This is a genomic window from Alteromonas sp. AWM4_230, from assembly GCF_056158305.1.
In genome coordinates this window covers 1886100-1907121 of record NZ_JBSWTB010000001.1, presented here as the reverse complement: position 1 = coordinate 1907121, position 21022 = coordinate 1886100, and the positions used below count along the sequence as shown (strand labels likewise).

Genomic DNA, 21022 nt, shown 5'->3' with positions numbered 1-21022 from the left:
TATCTCTATACACACTACACTGGGTTAACAGATAAATGTATAGAGGTAGTTATGCAAGGATATATCACCAGAGGCCGACTACAGGTTGCCGAACAGCTAGATAACTTTATAAATGAACAGGCACTTCCTGGTACAGGCGTAGATAAAGACACCTTTTGGCAAGGTGCAGAAACCCTCTTCGAAAAATTCATTCCTCAAAATCGCGCACTATTGGAAAAGCGAGAACAGCTTCAGCGTGCTATCGACGATTATCATAAAGCCGGCAACCCGGTAAACGGAAACGAATATACCGACTTCCTAAAAAGCATTGGGTACCTTGTTGAACAACCATCACAAGTAAGCGCACAAACACAAAATGTAGATGCTGAAATAGCGACAATGGCAGGCCCGCAGTTAGTAGTGCCAATCAATAACGCGCGCTACGCACTAAATGCGGTAAACGCACGTTGGGGAAGCCTGTACGACGCACTTTACGGCACTGACGTTATAAGCAATGACGGTGGCGCCGAGCCTGGCAAGAGCTACAACCCTGTACGCGGCGCCAAAGTAGTTGCGAAAGCGAAAGACTACCTAGATAGCATGATACCGCTAGCAAAAGGCAGCCACGCTGACGTTACTAAATACAAAATCGAATCAGGCAAGCTGGCTATTACCCTTGCCGACGGCGACGAGACAACCCTAGCGAATACCGAACAGTGGCAGGGTTACCAGGGTGACATTAACGCACCGTCAAGTTTGCTTTTTGCCCACAACGGCCTGCATTTTGAAATTCAGCTAGACCCGACTCACCCTATTGGCGAGAGCGATGCTGCAAACGTTAAAGACGTATTGGTTGAAGCGGCCCTGACTACTATTATGGACTGCGAAGATTCTGTTGCCGCCGTTGACGCTGAAGACAAAACTTTGGTGTACAGCAATTGGCTAGGTCTTATGAAAGGCACCCTTAGCATTGAGATGACAAAGGGCGGTAAACAGCTTGTTCGCGCTATGCATGATGATAGAAGCTATCAGCCGTCTAAACACGCTTCACAAGACAAGCTAAAAGAAGGCGAGCTAGTGCTTTCTGGTCGAAGCCTGATGTTTGTTAGAAACGTAGGCCATCTTATGACTAACAATGCCATGCTCTTTGACGGCGAAGAAGTACCAGAAGGGCTCATGGACGGTTTAGTGACGTCTCTTATCGCAAAGCATGACCTTTTAGAAAACAGTAAATTTAAAAACAGCCGTGAAGGCAGTATTTATATTGTTAAACCTAAAATGCATGGACCTGAAGAAGTGGCATTCTCTAACGCATTGTTTGGTACGATTGAAGCAATAATCGATGTTCCAGCCAACACCCTTAAGATGGGTATAATGGATGAAGAACGCCGCACGAGCATTAACCTTCAAGCGTGTATTGCTGAGGCCACCTCACGCGTTGTGTTTATCAACACGGGTTTCTTAGACAGAACCGGTGATGAAATTCATACCTCAATGCTTGCAGGTCCTTTCGCAGAAAAAGCCGCGCTTAAGTCGATGGCCTGGATTAAGGCTTATGAAACCGCAAATGTGGCTGTAGGCCTTCGCTGCGGCCTTTCTGGCAAAGCGCAAATTGGTAAAGGCATGTGGCCAATACCTGATGAAATGCAAAATATGATGACCACTAAAATAGGTCACCCCAAGGCCGGTGCTAATACGGCGTGGGTGCCCTCACCTACTGCCGCGACACTTCACGCGCTTCATTATCATGACGTAAACGTGTTTGACGTTCAGAAGTCACTAGATGAAAACTTTGATGGCCTTGCTGACATACTTACCATTCCATTGTTAGAAGATGGTTCAACACTCACTCGGGACAGTATTAAGCGTGAAATCGACAATAACGTTCAGGGTATCTTGGGTTACGTAGTACGCTGGGTACACCAAGGTGTTGGCTGCTCTAAGGTTCCTGATATCAACGATGTAGGCTTGATGGAAGACCGTGCGACCTTGCGTATTTCATCGCAGCATATCGCGAACTGGCTAGAGCACGGCATTGTAAGTGTAGATCAAGTAAAAGAATCGTTAGCACGTATGGCAGTACTGGTAGATGAGCAAAACGCCGGCGACCCTGAGTACATTCCTATGGCGCCTGATTTAGACAGCTCAATCGGCTTCTTAGCTGCAAGCGACCTTATCTTCAAAGGTAAAGAGCAGCCTAGCGGTTACACTGAACCTTTACTGCACGCTCGAAGACGTGAGATGAAAGCGAAGCTTGCTGAGAGTTAATTTCATACGTGTATTTATAGGTTAGAATCTAAGGTTTATAACCTCGACCGTAAAGCACGTTAAAAACACAATCGCATACTATCTAGGCTCACTTTTGTTAATTCAGAAGTGAGCTTTTTTTATGTATCGTTCGCATGATATTCAATCATTTGCACTTTTTTTTATGTGCCAGTCGAACTCACTGATAAAAGTACTGAGCATCGCATTATGTAGCGATATCGCAACACCTTAGACTAAAGATATCGCTCTTCCTCCGTTTCAAGCTTTACTGATAGTGCGCAATTAAACTACGCTTTTACTGTGAGGCACTGCGTTTCGTTTTACAGCTGTATCTAAAACCTTGTTCGCGACGCCTCCCTAGTTTGGAGTATGCACATGCAGATAGCCTCGGCGGCGATACCGAATAAACTTTTACATGCGAACGTCACACAAATAGTTCCTATCTTTTCAGGTGGGGGTACGCGTTTAAGTGCCCATATCGGTATCATAAAAGCGCTGCACGATATGAACATTGGTTTCGATACTTTGGTTGGCGTATCTGGCGGCTCAATTATCGCATCCCTTTATGCCAAAGGGTACACTGTCGAGCAAATGCGAGAGCTAGCACTCGTTACCGATTTCAAGCAATTCACAGAGTTTTCTATCGTGAGATTGCTTCGAGAAGGAGGGCTGTCATCTGGCAATGTGTTTCAGCGATGGATTGACGAACAGTTAGAGGGTGCAGTCTTTGCCGACCTCCCCTTGGACCTGCATATACTCGCTACCGACGTAAATGGCGGCGGGCCAGTTTTATTTAATAAGCAGACCTCTCCTGATATGAAAGTATCAGAAGCAGTGCGGTATTCTATGTCTATTCCGCTTATCTTTTCGTTTAAGCCCTTTAAAGAGCACTTATTAGTAGACGGGGCGATATTGTCTGAAGATGCATTGTTTGAAGACTGGCGAGGTGATGGCACGCCGTCAGTGTGCTTCAGGCTACAAAGCACCAATCAAAAACGTAAAGCCATTAAAAAGAACCTACTTCAATTACCCCAATACGTCAGCATGCTTATTCGTACGTTTATGACGGCGATATCCAGAGAGTACGTTAATGCGAAGTACTGGCACAATACCGTGGTAGTGAATACCGGGGAGATTTCTGCGGTAGATTTTTCGCTAACACCAGAAATTAAAAACACACTTTTTGAGCTAGGTTATTCAACCACAAAAGAGTTTTTGCCCAAAAAGTGTGCGGGATTTATGAGAAACAGTGCACTTTAACGGTTTCAGAAAGTAATTATCAGTCGCTAGCGCTTACACTTTATAAAAGTCGCGATACCAATCGACAAACGCTTTTACGCCTGTGTCAACATCGGTAGATGGTTGATACCCAGTATCTTCAACTAGCGACGACACATCAGCATAGGTGTCAGGCACATCGCCCGGCTGCATAGGAAGAAGCTCTTTCTTCGCCTCAATGCCCAATGCACTTTCAAGGGTTTCAATAAACTTCAAAAGGTGCACTGGTGTTTGCGCACCAATATTGTATACCTTATAGGGCGCCTTACTCGTACTTGGATCTGGATTGCCGCCGTCCCAATTCTCGTTAGGTTTAGCCACATTATCCAATGAGCGAATTACGCCTTCAACGATATCATCGATATAAGTGAAGTCACGACGGTGGTTACCATAGTTGTAAACCTGTATTGTTTTACCTTCCAGAATAGCTTTAGTGAACTTGAAAAGCGCCATATCTGGACGGCCCCAAGGCCCGTAAACAGTGAAAAAGCGCAGCCCCGTTGTAGGCAAGCTATACAGGTGGCTATAAGTATGAGCCATTAGCTCGTTCGCTTTTTTAGAAGCGGCATACAAGCTGACTTGGTGATCGACGTTATGCTGCTCTGAAAACGGCATTGTTTCATTCGCACCGTAAACTGAGCTAGATGACGCATAAACTAAGTGCTCGACTTTATTATGACGACACCCTTCTAAGATATTTACAAAGCCAACGATATTGGAATCGACGTAAGCGTTAGGGTTTTCAAGAGAATAACGCACTCCAGCTTGGGCTGCTAAATGCACTACCCTGTCGAACTTATGCTCTTCAAAAAGCGCTGCCATATTATCGCGCTCTTCAACGCCCATTTCTGTGAATGAGAACAGGTCAGCAGCAGATGATGATTTGATTTCATCTAATCGAGCGTGCTTTAAATTTACATCGTAATAATCGTTTATGTTGTCAATCCCGACAACTTGGTCACCACGATTGATAAGGTATTGCGATACAGCTGCGCCAATAAAACCAGCTGCTCCGGTGACTAAGATTTTCATTTATTAATCCCTAGGGTATTGTTCAGTCATTTTGAGGTACATCCGTCACGTCCTAACTGATGTAAAATTGTCATTGGGTTCTGAAAGGGTAAGCTTAAGCTTATAGTTAGTCATCTAAGCAATAACGCGTTTTTCATTAAGTCTATTGAACGACATAGAAGTTACTCTAGAATTTCTGTAATCTTAAACGAAGTGTGCAAGTATTAGGCCACAGATGACTTTACAAGCCCAATATTAACTTTCTTCATTATATTTCCCAATTAACTTAATAACAAACTTTACAGGAATAGCATAAGAAATTCCCGTCGGCGAAGCCAGAACACTTTCCTTAGTATCTTTAACTAAAACCTTATTTATCACTCCAATAACCTCTCCCGTTTCTGGATTATATAATGGGCTACCACTGTTACCAGGATACGCTATAGCGTCGAGTTGATAAATTAGACTAACATTTTGAAGGCGCTTCATCATTACCAAATTTAACTGGTCACTGTTTGATGCAGGGATTGCATCTGGGGTTATAGCTGAAATGTAACCCCTATGGGTAGCTGGGTATAGCCCTAAAACAGCACCGATTGGAAAACCTGTAAACGCTATTTCAGTTCCAGGAAGTAGTAATTCTTGACTCCCAAGCTCTAAGGGCTTCAATGGAGAACTCAACTTCAATAGAGCCAAGTCATGTTTGGGATCTATTTCAACGACTTCCGCTCTTATTTTTTTAACGACACTTCCCACCCCGCTAAGAACGACATAATTTTCAACTATAGTTGGATCTAGATCTTCTGATACTACATGATAATTAGTTATTGCGAAGTGACCATTGGTAACAACAAAACCAGTTCCTAGAACGCGGGGAGACGAATGTTTGATTGGCGCATCGATAGCAATTGCTACTGTACCTTCTGAAACCATTTTGACCATATCAACAAAGTCATCACTTCGATTAGATTGTGCTTTAAGCCCTTCACTGAAGATAGTGAGCATTAGTAAAGCTGTGATATTAAAAATTTTCATATTATTTCCGCCTATAGATATTTAGCAAAAACGTCATTTGTATATGGCTACCGAAATGGTTTAGATAAACTAAGTTATCTTTTACGAAACAGATATTTTCGCGCCTGTACTACATAAATCACTGCCTATTTACGAAGCTACGAGCAAAAATATGAATGTTAGGCAAACATAAATTATCAATTACTAAGAAAAATAGTATAAAAGGATTAAGTAATTTATGAAAAATATTTGCTAAACTCTCTTGAAGGATGATTTTTGTGGAACGAAGTTTAGTGGCTAATAAAACAATAATAGCGCGCATGAAGTCTATCGTCGGCCGAGACAGTAAACTAGGAAAAGCACTTGGCGGATTAGAGAAACTTCAAGAAGCTAAATTTATCTCTAAACACTTCTCAGACTTTCTAGAGCCGGTGGTTGCACAATCTCAGTCGGTTCGAGATCAAAGCTATACAATACGACACAAGGTATATTGTGAAGAACTAGGATTCGAACCGCTTCGGAGTGACAAATTTGAGAAAGATGAATTCGATACGTTTTCCAGCCCTTGTTTAATAAAGCATAGGAAGTCAGGTCACTATGCGGGCACAGTGCGACTAGTTAGGCCTCAATCAGAAGAGCAACTTCTTCCTATAGAGAAATTTTGTTTAGACTCCATTACTCATGAAACGCTAAATCCACGCAATTTTGCAAGACAAGATATTTGTGAAATATCCCGCTTGGCAGTTCCGCTAGAATTTCGAAAACGTCAGATGGATAAGTTCTCTGGGGCCGCCATTGGTGTTATCAATGAGCACACTTACTCGGAAAACGAGCTACGCTGTTTTCCGTTCATAGCTATAGGCTTATATTTTTCTGCAGCAGCCCTAGTAATTCACAATGATATCAAGCATACATACGTTATGATGGAGCCTAGGCTAGCTCGCAGCATGCGGTTCATCGGAATCCAATTTGAACAAATTGGGCCTGTTGTAAATTATCACGGTAAAAGAGCGCCGTTTTATATCAACCCTACATTGCTATTCCATAACCTCAGACCTAGTTTTAGAGTGATGTTAAATGACATCCAAGAAACGGTTGGTAAGTACCCAAAAGGATTGGTGTAAGTTATGTTTGACTATACTAAAGCTTTCTCTAGAAATATTGGATGGTTGACCGAAGATGAACAGCAGAGCATCAGGGCCAAGCGTGTTGCTATCGCAGGTGCTGGCGGAGTGGGCTTTGAACACGCTGTAACTCTAGCAAGACTTGGAATCGAGAAATTCTCTATTTCAGATTTTGATATTTTTGAAGTCCATAACTTAAATCGCCAAGCTGGAGCTTTTCTTTCAACGTTGGAGATGCCAAAAATCTCTGTTTTAGAGAGAGTGCTGAAAGATATTAACCCTAATTGTTCTATAAAAGTTTTTCCTGACGGAATAAATTCGACAAACATTTCTGAATTCCTCGCCAATGTAGACATATACATAGATAGTCTAGACTTTTTCGTTATTGATATTAGAGAACAAGTATTCAAACATTGTCGTTTACAAAGTATACCCGCGATCACAGCAGCGCCCTTAGGAATGGGAACTTCTGTACTTTGCTTTACAGATTCAAGTATGACTTTCTCAGATTATTTTGATATCCAGAAAGAAGATGATGAAGAAAGTAAGTGTTTGAAGTTTTTAGTCGGGCTTTCTCCCAAGATGTTACAGAGAAAATATCTAGTCGTTCCAGAAGCAGCTAATTTCAACGAAAAACGCGGCCCATCTACTCCGATGGCCGTCAAGCTTTGTGCCGGTATAGCCGCTACAAACGCACTTAAACTGCTACTTAAAAGAGGTGATGTTCTCACTGCTCCTAAGGGAATCCACTTTGATGCATATCGAAACAAATTTAAAATAACTCACCTACGAAAGGGTAACAAAAGTTTTGTACAGAAGTTGAAGTTAAAAGTTGCAAGGAAGTTAGTGCTATCAAAATAGTGTCGATTTTTTTTACAGAAACAAAAGTTTCACCCCTATGGAATTATAAAAATCATTGTTATTCATAAACTTAAATAGTTGGCACATTTTAAGCTACCCACTAGGAGTACTTACAAATGTATAGTTCATACGGAGGCGACATGAACAAGCTTACAAAAATTTTTACTGCTGTAGTTTTTGCAGGATGCACGGCAACGGCGGGAGCATCACCGCTATTTATGAACCCTGGCGACAACGATAGTGGTGTTCCATTCGGTGATGCCGACGGCTTTACATACACTTTCGACATGTTTACGTTTAACAACTTAACACCTACTTCTGCATACCTTGACCTTGAAGGGGATGGTATTCAAAACGGAACTCTGGTTTTTGATAGTGCAGAAGGTGAAGTGGGCTTTTTAAACCCTGACACAGGTTCTAGCGAGTTCTTTACAGACTCATGGAATCTCACGTTCGATTATGAATTATGGGGTTACGCGGGTGTAATCGACAATGGAGTCGCAAACGGCCAGTTTGACGACGGTGACGCGCTGGTAGCTGACTTCGTAGGCGGTTACTTCAATATGTACTTCGATGATGACGTCTCTACGCCTAATGATTCTGTCCCAGCTCTTTCGCTTTCACTAAGCGGTAGCACTTTCAATGACGGAGGCGGTATCAATCTAACGTTATTCGCCGAGATTGAATCGGTACTCTCTAACCTTTTCTTCATGGATCCTTCATTTAATGGTGACTCAGATCTAGCTGAAATCGTAGCAAATAATGATCCAAGTCAATACGGCGCTGAGATTACAGCGGAAATTACCAATGCTGAACAAGCGCCAACGGATAACGGCTACTCTCCGACCGCTTTTAACAACCAGGTTCTTGCTTCCCTAGGTATAGACCTGGACGATTTCGACAACGAAGTCTTCCTAAGCAGAACAACCACGCTTCCTAGTGCTAACCTTGAAATTCAAGTTTCTGCACCAGCTACTATCGCTGTTATGGGGCTTGGTCTACTTGGTTTAGGCGGTTTTCGTAGATTCAGAAATTCTTAGTAGCAAGCCGTAAAATTTTAAAAATAAAAAGCGACCGATAGGTCGCTTTTTTGCTTACCATTAAATGAAGAGTGGTTATTGCTAAGGATAGCCTTTAAACTCAAGTTATTCAGATTAATATTCAGGGTAGAATATGAGAAACATCGTTTTAACCATCACTCTTTTCAGTCTTTTTGCATGTTCGCCGAACAGCGAAAAAACCTCTTTCGATTCTCTATCCTCAGAGTCCACTTATTCCGAACTATCAACATCTATTGTTCAACTCCGAAGTGCTATTGCATCATCACCTGAAAACGCTAAGTATAGATATCTCTTAGCAAAAGCTTATTTATATCAAGGTAAATATGACTTCGCTGAAAAAGAAATAAATAGATTTTTAGACTTCGTTAATTTGGAGCGGTCTAGTCATGAGAACACAACGGTCTTGGAAATCTATTTCCTTTCTGAAAACTTTGTCTCTCTTCAAGAATTTGCAAAGACGCTTGAACCAATATCTGAAGAAGCTGGCTTAGCAAACGATTTATTAGTTTTAGCAGGCAACGACTCCTCTTCAAACCTTCAAACTAAAATATATAAAGATATGTATCCCCTTTTAAGGAAAGGTAAAACTAAAGAGCTGAGGTCCTTTCTTAATACATTACCGTTGGAGCAAAGCTCCTATGTTCAGCGATACATTGCTTCGAAGTTTTACTTTTCTATTAATGAATTCAATTCTGCGTCTGCGGTTCTTGATGGTTTACACAAAGTGAGGCCCAATGACACAAGAGTTATAGTTTTAGCCGCAATTTCATATTATAAATCTCAATCGCTGGAAGAAGCCGAGTATTTTGCCAATCTAATTCTCAAAGCTAATAAAGATAATCCAATTGCAATGCTTATAAAGGCCAGTGGTAACTTCAAGTTAGGTAATTACTTACTGGCAGAACAAGAGATAGATATCGCTTTGTCTAGAGGTATCGAATCATTTGAAGCTAGATTGACAGCAGCATTAGTAAGCTATCAGTTAGGCAATTTTGAAAAAGCGTATAATCACTTTGAAAAAATAGAGGATCGGATTCCACGCTCACATCCAATATATCGATATGTCACTGCTACTAAACTTATGGTTGCGGAACCCATTGAGGCATACAATTCTTCGAAGGAGCTTCAAGTAAATGATACCACCCTCCCTCTACTACTCAGTCTAGCTTCTAAACTTGACGAAGATGGTAAGAAAAAGCAAGCAAATGAGTTGCTGGATTCAATGAAAAGTAGAGAGTTTACTGATGGCAATGTCAAATTCGCTTTAGATAGTTTCCTCAAATCTACAGGGCGAGTCGATACTCATTCTTTAGAATCTTCCTTTGCACAAGCGTCACAGGATATTCAGCAAAAAGCAATACTGATTACAACACTGTTATCAGGTGACGACGAAGAAACCGCACTCAAGTATTTAGATGAATGGCTGCTTAATGATCCTAACAGTGTAGAGTTGCTGTTACTCAAAGTGGCGACGTTAGCAAAGTTAGGAAATGAGAAAGAAGTCAACGAAACTATTAGTCAAGTAGAAGCAATATCTCCAGACCATCCCCTTATCAATTCATATCGAGCCGTTATGTTGTTGAAGCAGGGAGATAAACTAGCTTCTCATAGTCTTTTGAAAAGGATTATAACTGACGAGTTTTATTCGCCTTGGGCTGTAGAATTACTTATCAATAGCTCAAATAGTAAAAAAGAATTAGTAGGAAATGTTGAATTTCTCGCATCTGTCTACAACGACAATCAAGGGCATAAGCACTTAGCACCAACTTTAGACTTAGCGTTTGCTCAGGCTTCAGCAGATATGTTTGAAGACGCAATAGCAACTGTTGAACGGTGGCAGAAGGAATCAAGTAATAAAGAGGTGGAGAGTAGAGCTGTATACGAACTAAAAACCGTTCTACATTTATCTTTAAAACAATACGACAAGGCTAAAAATGCTTTATTTGAATGGAAATCTAGTCTGGGAGTATCGAAAGAGTACCTTATTAGAGCACTCACACTAGCAGACCTAAATAACGATCCACAATTTGCGTTGCTCTCTATAGAAGAAACAAAAACTACGCTTCCCGAAGAAGAGTCAGATAACTTCAGTCTATTGAAAACAAGGTATTTATTAAAGTTAGAACGATTGGCCGACGCTATCAGCACTTTAAACTCTTGTTCTTATTCAACTAAGAAAAAACCTTTGTGGAAAAAGCTCAAAGGTCAAACGTTTGCTCTGGATAAAGACTATAAACAAGCTAGCGTGTACTTCCTAGATGCCTACAAACTAAATAACTCTACAGAGATCGCGCTGTATTTGATGCAAAGTTATTACGCAAGTAATCAGAGAAAGTTAGCAGAAAATTTTGCGCTGCAGCATTTGGAGCTTTACCCAAAAGACAGTGCTGTAAGAATGCGCTTAGCTGAGCTTTTATTTAACCACTCTCCGACTGAAGCATTGCGACATTATGAGTACCTTGATGATAACCAACTGGCAACCGTTGGCTCACTCAACAATCAAGCTTGGCTTTTGTTAAAAATGGGAGAGAACGCAAGAGCACTAGAGCTCTCAAAAAGGGCATACAAAGATGCGCCTAGTGAAATATCAGTTCTTGATACCTATTTAAAAAGCTTAGTTGCCAATGCTGAAAATGAAGAAGCCCTTAGACTTGCTGAATCGCTGTATTCTGAGAACCGTAAAAGCTTTGAAATTGGCCTAATATATATCAAGATTCTTTATGACATTGGCGAAGTAGTTTCTGCAGAGAAGGCACTTAAATTACTTACTCCAAATACTCGAAAGCAGCAGAACGACTATAGACGTATGAAGGATCTTTTATCAACTAGCTTGTAGACTAGTTTATACTACGTAATATTTGTGCTCCCTATAGACTTTAAGCTAGCGGGGAGCAGAATATACAACCGGCTTGAGTAAATTACTTGAAGTAATACAAGTAGCATTCCTATAAGAGTAATACGTTTAAATGTATAACACCATCCGCCTAATTAAGTCTGATCTAAAAAGGAAACAGCAGATCTTTTTAGAAGATGGCTCTAAAATATCATTACTAAGAGCTTGCATAACAGATGGCACTAGCGCTAACATCTTGTATAGACTAGCTTTTCGCTGTTCTAAATCTAAGTCCTTAGCTCCAATTGCTCTACTTCTACAACACCTTAACAGAGTTTATAACGGCTGTATGATTGGTGTTAAAGCTGAATTTGGTCCAGGTTTTGTTATCATGCACCCAATTGGGGTTGTCATTAATTCAAAAGTTATTGGTGGCAAAAACATTACTCTCGAAAGTGGTGTAGTGATTGGAGACGAAAAAGGTAAATCACCGGTACTCAACGATGATATTTTTTTTGGAGCTGGAGCTAAAGCCTTTGGCGGCATTAACATAGGAAGTAACGTGAAAGTTGGCGCTAATGCAGTGGTCGTGAAGGATGTCCCTTCAAATGCTACAGCATTGGGCATACCAGCAAAAGCTAGATAAATATCATGAAGTACATAGAATTCTTATTTTGGTTGGCCATCTTCCTCATTCTTTACAGCTACTTATTATATCCGGTTGTACTATATTCTTTCAGCAGAGCATTTTCTAAACGCGAGCAAGTCAAGAAAAACGTGATTACTGAGGGTAATGAATTACCTTCGGTGTCAGTCGTGATATCCGCGTATAATGAAGAAAGCTGTATAGGTGAGCGCATAGAGAACCTGTTATCGCTCGATTACCCTCATGATAAAATACGATTTTTCATTGCCTCAGACGGTAGCTCAGACAAAACCGACAGTATAATCAGTAGTTTTCGCGATCCACGTCTTTGCGTTTTTTGCTTTGAAGAAAACCGGGGAAAAATAAATGTAATCAATGATTTACTCAAGCGCGTTAAAAGTGACATAACCGTGTTCTCTGATGCTAATACCATGTTTGCAACTGATGCTGTACTAAACTTGGTTTCACCTTTTGAAAATGTAAAAGTTGGTGCCGTATGTGGTGAACTTAACCTTGTGGATGCTTTTTCAGGCGACAATAAAGATGGCATTTATTGGAAATATGAACAATTTTTGAAAAAACACGAATCGAAAATTGATGCTCTCCTTGGTGCTAACGGTGGGATTTACGCGATTAGAACCTCGCTTTACGAACCATTGCCGGACAACACAATAATAGATGATTTCTGCATTGTGATGAACGTAGCCAAAAGAAAATATCAAATTATCTATAATAAACAGGCGTTGGCGACAGAAGAGATCGCCCCGACCTTGAAGGAAGAAGCAGGCCGACGCATTCGCATAGGCGCAGGTAATTATCAATCATTGTCCCGCTTAACTTGGTTGCTTAATCCACGCTATAAGTGGCGCTGGTTTTCTTATTTAAGCCATAAGGTAATTCGCTGGTTTGTTCCTCATTTAATGATAGTTACCTTGCTTCTCAACATTGTACTCTTGTGGCACACTAATTACTTATATACGGTAATGTTATTTGGACAGCTCGCATTTTATTCATTCTGGATGCTAGGCGAGTTGAGAATATTTAAAAACGTTCCGGTAGTTGGAAACATTATTAGTCTAATAACATTTTTCGTATCAATGAATATATCCCTTTTCAGAGGTTACATTAAGTTTCTATCCTCTAACCTATCAGCGACATGGCAAAGGACATCTAGATGATCGCGCTTACACTAGCACTTTTAGTATTACTCTCCGTAGCATTCATTGCCATTGTAAAGAAAAAGAAAATGCAGAGTTGGCTTTGGAATTACACGAAAAGCCGATTTACACAAAAGCCTACTGTAAGTGGTACGCAGCATGTCATGTTTTGCTTCGTAGACCACTATGAGCCTCAATGGAAAAATAAAGAGAACATTGAATTGGAGCGGCAACGTGTGGACCGTTGGATGGTTGATTACCCTAAAATGGCCTCACAATTTCTTGATGCAGACGGAAATCATCCAAAGCATAGCTTTTTCTTTCCCGAAGAGGAGTATCGAAAAGAACATTTAGATAAAATTTCCGATTTATGCGCTAAAGGTTTTGGCGAGATAGAGATACACCTACATCATGAAGATGATACTAGCGATAACTTAAGAAAAACCCTCTCTGGCTTTGCCCAATGTCTTCACGAAGAACATAATGCATTAAGCGTTGACCCGGAGACAGGCAAACCCGTCTACGCCTTTATACATGGAAACTGGGTGTTAGATAACTCTCACCCTGAAGGAAAATGGTGCGGTGTAAACGATGAGCTTATTGTACTTCGAGAAACCGGGTGTTACGCCGATTTCACGTTTCCATCCCCCGATGAATCGCAACCCGCTATGTTAAATACCATTTACTATGCGAAAGACGATCCAGAGAAACCGAAGTCGTATGAAACCGGACGACCTATCGTAAAAGGTGGCAAGGCTTGGGGAGACCTACTGCTTATTCAAGGAATTTTGGGTTTAAATTGGAAAGTGCGAAAGAAAGGAATTTTTCCTCAAATCGAAAACTCAGATGTTAGAAAAACATTTCCTCCGACACCCAATCGTGTTGATTTGTGGGTCGATCAAGCTATTCATGTCGAAGGAAAACCTGAATGGATATTTATAAAAGTACACACCCACGGAGCTCAGGATGGCGATATGGAGACTTTACTTGGCGAGCCTGTAAAGGAAATGCATCGACATTTAACCTCTAAATATAACGATGGAAAGAATTACGCTCTACATTACGTCTCTGCTAGAGAGATGTATAACATCATAAAAGCAGCTGAAGCAGGTGAAGAAGGAAACCCAAATTCGTATAGAAACTATATCCTTGGCGCTCCTTCTTTTAAACGGCTTTGAGACCGCTAATGTCGCGTATAAAAAAGAAAATAGGTAGCTGGTTAGGGCTTGACCACTACTTTTGGAACAATCGCCCTGCAGGTCTATACAGCGTTAATTTTCATCGAATAGGAAATAGTGATGATACTTCGTTTGATCCTTGCGTGTTTTCTTGTACAACTAAAGAACTCGATGAGCATATAACCTTTTTCAAGAAAAACTTTAGAGTTATTAGTATTGCTGAACTAAATAATTTACTCAGTTTAAATCAACCTATCGAAGAGCGCCTAATGTGTGTTACCTTCGACGATGGTTATATTGATAATTTCACCAACGCACTACCTGTTCTCAAAAAGCATAAAATTTCTGCTAGCTTTTTTATTGCGACAGCGTTGATAGGGAGTAACACTGTACCGTGGTGGGACAAAGTTGCTTACCTACTTAAAACTTATCGTCCAACACAAGTTAAGTTGTCGAATTGGAAGAAACCCGTTTTAAATACTCATAATGAAAAAATATTCATACGTGATGTACTTACTCAAATAAAATGTTGTAAGACTTCTGCTCAAAATCAAATATATCAATTAGAGAAACAGTTGGGGTTCGAGCATAGCTATCCAGAAGCTGAATTTATGAATTGGGACCACCTTCGATATTTATTAGAAGAAGGAATGGAGATTGGTGCTCACTCTCACAATCACGATATACTAACAAAGTTATCCGAAGATGAGTTATTTTACGAATTAAGCCACTCTAAAGCTCTACTAGAATCGAAGCTTAAAACAAACATAACGGCTTTTTCATACCCTGTTGGAAATCGCTCAACTTATAACGAAAAAGTGATAATAGGTCTCAAAAATAATGGGTATGAATTAGCATTCAATTTCCAACCTGGCATAAATCGTCTGCCTTTAGCATCGCCCTACGATTTACATAGGTTCCCTATTGCACCTGGCATATCGAATGAAGATTTAATGAAACTATTCGGGTATGCAAAAAGGTTTTAATTATGAAAGTTTTACATTGTGTAAGTAGTCTCCAAGTCGGGGGGGCAGAAAAATGCGTTAGAAACCTGTCACTTGAACAAAAGTCACAGCAATTAAGTGTCGGGATACTTTCCTTCGGTAAACCGAGTGATGCATTTCAAAGTGATATCGAGAAGTCTGGAATAGAGGTTTTTAATATAAATGGAAATGTATTCGTTAGATCGCTTAGAACAATTTCTGTTCTATTAAAATACTCGACGATACATATTCACTCTCCCGCCGTAATTAGAGCCTTTACTCCGCTGTTTCTGCTTTTAATGCTAAAAAATGTGATTTATACAATTCATGGTGAAGTTGAACCTCCTCTTAAGTATCTGAAATTTGCGCATAAACTAAGTTCTGTATATATAAATACTATCTTTGCTGTTTCAGAGCCTATCAAACGAGGGATTAAGGAAAGGTATAACTGGTCAGAACAGTGTGTTTCTGTAGTAGAAAATGGTGTTGTAGTTCCCCGCTCATTCGTTGAAATAGGAAATAAGAACAAACTAAGATTATGTATGGTTTGCCGCCTCATTCCGCTCAAGAACGTCTCCCAAATTATTGATGTCTTTAATAAACATGAACTTTTTAAAATGTTTCTTTTAGATATATATGGTGATGGCCCAGAAAGAGCCAAATTAGAAGATAAAGTAGAGCGTTTAAAATTATCAAAGTTCATCACTTTTCATGGGAGCCAGCTAGATGAAGACTTTATCTATGAGAATGAAGATGTGTTGCTAATTAATTCGACTACTGAGGGCCTTCCCATGTCATTAGTAGAGGCTATGGCTAGGGGCATACCGGCAGTTTCAACCAATGTCGGCAATATTAGCTCTGTTATTTCACATGGTGAGAATGGGTTTATTTACGAAATTAACGACATGGCAACATGGAAAAAATGTCTTTTTAGATTACACGAAGATCGTAAACTTTTAAAAGAAATGGGAAAAAGTGCACACCAATTTATTTCTAAGCAATTTTCTATCGAATCAGTTTCAGCTATTTATCAGAAATTCTACTCATGACTGGAAAGCCATCTCTACTTTTTTTCACCAACTTGCACCCTCTGCCTTGGCAGCCAACACGAGCTACATACAATGGAGAAGAGACCAAGTTTTTAAGTGAACATTATGAAATAAAAAAGTTAATTCCAGTGCCTTGGTTCGTTTGGCTAAAAAAAATTGTTTTAAACAAACACCGTGTACCTGATAACACCTGTATTTTTCCTTTTCTATATGTTCCCAAAGTACTAACTTCACTACACCCTCTAATGATGCTTATTTCAATAATCGTATCGGTAAAGCCTCTAATGTGGCTAATAAAAGCTGATAGAGTGATAGCAAGTTGGTCTTATGCGGAAGGTGTCACTGCGGCTTTCTTTAAAAAAGTTAGCAAGGGAAAATTAATCATAGAAACGTTAGGCAGTGATGTTAACGCCCTTATGGAAAAACCTTTTCATAGAGCTCAAATGAGATGGGCTTTTAACAGCGCGGATGTAGTGACCGGAAAAAGCATTGCTTTAGTTAAAGCGATAGCTAATCACGCTCCAAAAACAAACACAAGCGTTGTCTATAACGGTGTGGATTTTAATACTTTTTCTTTGCGCCCACATCCCATTTTTCGAGAACAACAAATACGGTTACTCTTTATTGGCTCGTTGATTAAAACTAAAGGTATTGAAGAGTTAATTGGTGCTATGGCGCTAATGAAAACAAACGTGACTTCGATTGTTTTAGACATCATCGGTGACGGGGAGCTAATACAAAAAATACGCAATGAAGTGAAAGTCAACAAACTAAATGAGAATATAAATATTCTTGGCTCGGTAGCACACGATCAACTATTGCCCTATTTACACAACGCTGATGCGTTAATACTTCCTAGTTACAGGGAAGGTGTGCCAAATGTTGTGATGGAATCATTAGCAACTGGAACTCCTGTCATAGTTACAAAAGTTGGGGGTATACCGGAAGTAGTAACCGACTGTAGTAATGGCGTATTCATTGACGATTTGAATAGCCAGGGAATTGTTGAAGCCATATATAAATTGACACAGCGTCATTGGAATCCAGAATTTATACGGTCTTCTATCTCACAATTCACTTGGAGCAATACGGCGGACCAGATACGCGGCTTATTAGAAAAAAATGACTAGTTATAAAGATATTAAACAACTAACTATTAAACAGTTTGAATCAGCTATAAATAAAGCCTTTGAAGACAAGTCTTCGTTCAGCTTTATTAGGCTCGGAGATGGTGAGGGAGCTCTTTTAGATTTTGACGAAAAGTGTACCATTCACGATACTTTGTACCTATCTGAGCACGTTGGCAAACAAGCTTCTCTAAACCAGCTCTATGACTTAAAAAGAAACCTATCAAACCTAATAAATACCGCAGATATTATCGGAGTCAGAGATGATGTTTTAGGTGTTTCATTTAACGACGCACTTATCAGTAGTAACAACACCGAATTATTTTTAGACACCTTCAAAGAATCATTTAGATTAAGAGAGACAGAAAGAAATATTTGTTTTGCCGATGCAGTTAGAATCGCAAAACTTTACAAAACGCTAAAGCATAGAGAGTTTCAGACGCAGCAGTTTTGTACGCAGTGGATTTCTTTTGATTACTTTTTATCAGGGGCAATGACTAATCTGTTAGAACGTGCCGGCCATATTGGCGTAATAACTGCGAGGACCGACATACCACAAAAACTTAGAGAATGTCTTAGTATAAAAGTCACTGAACACATCACCCCAGATAAGTCGGCCAGACAGGTGGGACACTTTGTTCCACACTATCCAGAACATTTCGAAAGAATCAAAAACAGTATAAACGTAGAGTATCACGGAATGCCATACTTAGTAGCAGCAGGCCTTATAGGAAAGGGGTATTGTGCTGAAATACAGCAACAAGGCGGTATTGCGCTAGATATTGGAGCGTTAATCGACTGTTGGGACGGGCGCTATAGCAGACCTAAAGTAATAGAATCTCGTTTTACCGTCAAAAAAACACTATTAGGTAAAAAAAGACTACCTGATGAACTCAAAATGACAAAAGAGAATGCAGCTAGATTGCGTCAAGTATTTAAAAGTAGGCATTGCTAAATTCGTATAGTGAACCACACAATTAGGTATAAATTTTGAGTAAAAAACGACTACTGTCCTCAGGGCTATTCTCGCTTATTGAAAAAGTCATCACTGTTTTAGCAATGCTAATTCTTACCCCCAGTATTATTGAAAGTATTGGTAGCGAAGGGTATGGCTTATGGCTTCTAATCCTCTCTGTGTTAGCTTTCTTTAATATAATTGAACTGGGCTTTCCCGCTGCTGTTCAAAGGTTTGTTACCTTGTATTTAGAAAAAGGAGATAGAGATACCGCTAATCTATACCTGACTACATCCCTATTTTTATTTTTATCACTTGGAGTTATATCAGCCTTCGTTGCATTATTGGTATTCCAATTCCCACACTTACTCGGTTTAGAAGCTGATATGGGTCAGCTATTAACAAAAGTGGCAGCTATCTTTGCTGTTAAAATAGTTGTTGATTTCACGATGAACCCTATTAACGCGATATACGCTGCTCACTTGAGGGTAGATATTGATGCCGCCCTCGCCACGTTAAACGTCATTGTGAAATCTACTTTAATTTATTTTGTCGGTAGGCACTTTGGTATTGTTACTATGGCTTTATGTGCTGTTTTTACCGATATTTTTATAAATTTATTAAAGATTATCGCTGCTAGGAAAATTTATCCTTACTGGTGTTTGAAAAGAAAGTACATTTCTTATAATGGATTTCTTGAGCTATTTAACTTTTCTAAATATATAATCATTATGGCTTTTGCCAAAATGATTAACCAACGCTCAGCTCCGATTTTAATCAGTAATATTATGACTGTTAATTCAGTGGCAATATTTGGAGTTGCACAAAACCTCATAAACCATGCTGAAACATTGAACAACTCTATCTTTCAATCTTTTTCAGCATATTTTACTAAATTGGTAGCTCGTGGAGGAGAACTTAAAAATCACATAGATACGATCGCGAGAATGTGCTTCTTATGCTGCTTAACTTTAGCTATAAATCTTATTGTTTTCAGCGACCCTTTCATCAGAATTTGGCTGGGGAACTCATTTAATAAAGCATCTGCTCTCATATCTATAATGGCCTTAGGTCTACTCGTTCGGCCATATGCTATGATATTTAGAAATATTCTTATCGCACAAGCCAATCATAAAAACCTTATGTATGCTTCCTTGATAGGTTCAATATTTACAATATTGTTAAGTATTGCTCTTGGAAAAATTTATGGTGTCATTGGCGTCGCTTTAGCCTTCGTATTGGTATCATATTTGGTAAATTTCATGCTCTACCGCATTGCCTTTAAACGACATAACAAAATAGGATTAGCAAAACTTGATATCTGCTTCGCTGCGTCTGCGTCTGTTTTTTTTGTACTATGGTTAGTAGCGAGAGAGCAGCTTATTTTGCCTACCACATGGGCCTCGTTGATTCTTTCTACTATTATCTTCAATGCATTTTTTGTCCCCACACTTGCTTACTTTTTTATACCAAAAGAAATAATGAGCTTAATGTTTTCAACAATAAAGAGAAAATTGTAATGAAAAAGTGTCTGGTAAAGCCTTGTCGATTCATTGCTCTATTTTTTGCTAACAAAAAACTCTGCTTTATGTAAGATATTGATAGTTTCTTAACACTCTTTTTGCTTTCAGGAACACGATAAAAATGACACTAGACCCTGTAGTTGTATGCAGAAGCGAATTTGAAAAGTATTCTCGGCTCACGCGCACTCAAAAGTACAAAGCACCACTTCGAAGAGTTTTACAAAAGAGAAATTTTCAAGCTTTTTGCCTAGGTACGCCTAAATCAGGTACCCACTCTATAGCCAACATACTAAATAACTTTAGATCCTATCACGAAATAAATGACACCTTCGTTATTGCCATGATATACCTGCGAAACTCTGGACTACTGTCAGACCAAGACATTAAAAAGGAGTTGAAACAGAGAGATAAATATAACTGGCTCGAGATGGATTCTTCTCACTATTACGGTCAGTTTGCTCAGCTTCTTGTCGAGACCTTTGAAGAAGCAAAGTTTGTCTTGACCATTCGTGACTGTGTATCTTGGATTGACTCTTGGTTTAATCATCAACTTGCTAGAAATGTACAAAAGAAAAACTCTCTCTATGATTTAGGCAGAAGGAACTATTACGATCGTGGCTTTTCTTACACTAAATACGACGAGCCATTAGAAAAACTTGGATTATACCCACTTGCCGCATATTTTGACTTTTGGAGCGAGCACAATAACAACGTATTACATAATGTTCCCCTCAAATAGACTACTAATCTTAAAAACAAAGGAACTAGCTAATTCAAGTTCTAAGCTATGTAATTTTTTGAACATAAATGAGTCTCGAATTATTACTGAACAATCACACAGTTTCAAAGCAAAGAAAAAACTGAATATTCTTAAAAAGTTAGATAAAGGATTCCTGTTCGATGTCGCTTCACAATACTGTATTGAGCTAAACGACAAAATGTTTCCCGAAGCAAAAATTAAAGATTCGATTGAAG

17 protein-coding genes are annotated in these 21022 nt (G+C 39.5%); 15 read left to right on the top strand and 2 right to left on the bottom strand.

The annotated features are described in order from the left end of the window. Positions 1-51 precede the first annotated feature (51 nt). A complete protein-coding gene (locus tag ACXACS_RS08045; RefSeq protein ID WP_474805654.1) occupies positions 52-2247 on the top strand; it encodes a malate synthase G in 2196 nt (731 codons plus the stop codon). A gap of 375 nt (positions 2248-2622) precedes the next feature. Then, positions 2623-3507, top strand: a complete 885-nt coding sequence (locus tag ACXACS_RS08040) for a patatin-like phospholipase family protein (protein ID WP_474805652.1) — start codon at positions 2623-2625, stop codon at positions 3505-3507. A 33-nt stretch (positions 3508-3540) separates the two neighbouring features. On the opposite strand, the gene ACXACS_RS08035 is transcribed toward ACXACS_RS08040, so the two are convergent. Further along, positions 3541-4557, bottom strand: a complete 1017-nt coding sequence (locus tag ACXACS_RS08035) for an NAD-dependent epimerase (protein WP_474805650.1) — start codon at positions 4555-4557, stop codon at positions 3541-3543. 234 nt (positions 4558-4791) lie between these two features. Then, complete coding sequence (locus ACXACS_RS08030; protein ID WP_474805648.1) at positions 4792-5571, bottom strand: S1 family peptidase; 780 nt, start codon at positions 5569-5571, stop codon at positions 4792-4794. A 299-nt stretch (positions 5572-5870) separates the two neighbouring features. On the opposite strand from ACXACS_RS08030, the gene ACXACS_RS08025 reads away from it, so the two are divergent. The 13 genes from ACXACS_RS08025 to ACXACS_RS07965 all read left to right on the top strand — a co-directional run bounded on the left by ACXACS_RS08025 (position 5871) and on the right by ACXACS_RS07965 (position 20786). Further along, positions 5871-6674 (top strand): PEP-CTERM/exosortase system-associated acyltransferase, encoded by an 804-nt coding sequence (locus ACXACS_RS08025; protein ID WP_474809230.1) that lies wholly within the window; start codon positions 5871-5873, stop codon positions 6672-6674. A 3-nt stretch (positions 6675-6677) separates the two neighbouring features. Then, complete coding sequence (locus tag ACXACS_RS08020; protein WP_474805647.1) at positions 6678-7535, top strand: ThiF family adenylyltransferase; 858 nt, start codon at positions 6678-6680, stop codon at positions 7533-7535. A gap of 140 nt (positions 7536-7675) precedes the next feature. After that, positions 7676-8575, top strand: a complete 900-nt coding sequence (locus ACXACS_RS08015; protein WP_474805645.1) for a hypothetical protein — start codon at positions 7676-7678, stop codon at positions 8573-8575. A 133-nt stretch (positions 8576-8708) separates the two neighbouring features. Then, positions 8709-11432, top strand: coding sequence for a tetratricopeptide repeat protein (locus tag ACXACS_RS08010; RefSeq protein WP_474805643.1), 2724 nt, complete (start codon positions 8709-8711; stop codon positions 11430-11432). Positions 11433-11562: 130 nt separating this feature from the next. Next, on the top strand, positions 11563-12075 hold the full coding sequence (locus ACXACS_RS08005) for a serine O-acetyltransferase (protein ID WP_474805641.1): 513 nt from the start codon (positions 11563-11565) through the stop codon (positions 12073-12075). 5 nt (positions 12076-12080) lie between these two features. Continuing rightward, positions 12081-13253, top strand: coding sequence for a glycosyltransferase family 2 protein (locus ACXACS_RS08000; RefSeq protein ID WP_474805639.1), 1173 nt, complete (start codon positions 12081-12083; stop codon positions 13251-13253). After that, entirely contained in the window at positions 13250-14410 is a 1161-nt protein-coding gene (locus ACXACS_RS07995; RefSeq protein WP_474805637.1) for a hypothetical protein, read from the top strand. Before ACXACS_RS08000 ends, ACXACS_RS07995 begins: the two co-directional genes overlap by 4 nt. Positions 14411-14418: 8 nt before the next feature. Beyond that, the gene (locus tag ACXACS_RS07990; RefSeq protein WP_474805636.1) at positions 14419-15396 is read left to right on the top strand and encodes a polysaccharide deacetylase family protein; all 978 of its coding nucleotides are present in this window, start codon (positions 14419-14421) and stop codon (positions 15394-15396) included. Between the two features lie 2 nt (positions 15397-15398). After that, entirely contained in the window at positions 15399-16442 is a 1044-nt protein-coding gene (locus ACXACS_RS07985) for a glycosyltransferase family 4 protein (RefSeq protein ID WP_474805635.1), read from the top strand. Then, a complete protein-coding gene (locus tag ACXACS_RS07980; RefSeq protein WP_474805633.1) occupies positions 16439-17572 on the top strand; it encodes a glycosyltransferase in 1134 nt (377 codons plus the stop codon). Before ACXACS_RS07985 ends, ACXACS_RS07980 begins: the two co-directional genes overlap by 4 nt. Next, complete coding sequence (locus tag ACXACS_RS07975) at positions 17565-18524, top strand: GT-D fold domain-containing protein (protein WP_474805631.1); 960 nt, start codon at positions 17565-17567, stop codon at positions 18522-18524. The genes ACXACS_RS07980 and ACXACS_RS07975 overlap by 8 nt, the downstream gene beginning before the upstream one ends. Before the next feature lie 35 nt (positions 18525-18559). Then, positions 18560-20044, top strand: coding sequence for an oligosaccharide flippase family protein (locus ACXACS_RS07970; RefSeq protein ID WP_474805629.1), 1485 nt, complete (start codon positions 18560-18562; stop codon positions 20042-20044). Positions 20045-20168: 124 nt separating this feature from the next. Beyond that, positions 20169-20786 carry a sulfotransferase gene (locus ACXACS_RS07965; RefSeq protein ID WP_474805627.1) on the top strand — a complete coding sequence of 206 codons (618 nt, stop codon included), beginning with the start codon at positions 20169-20171 and terminating at the stop codon, positions 20784-20786. Positions 20787-21022: the final 236 nt, after the last annotated feature.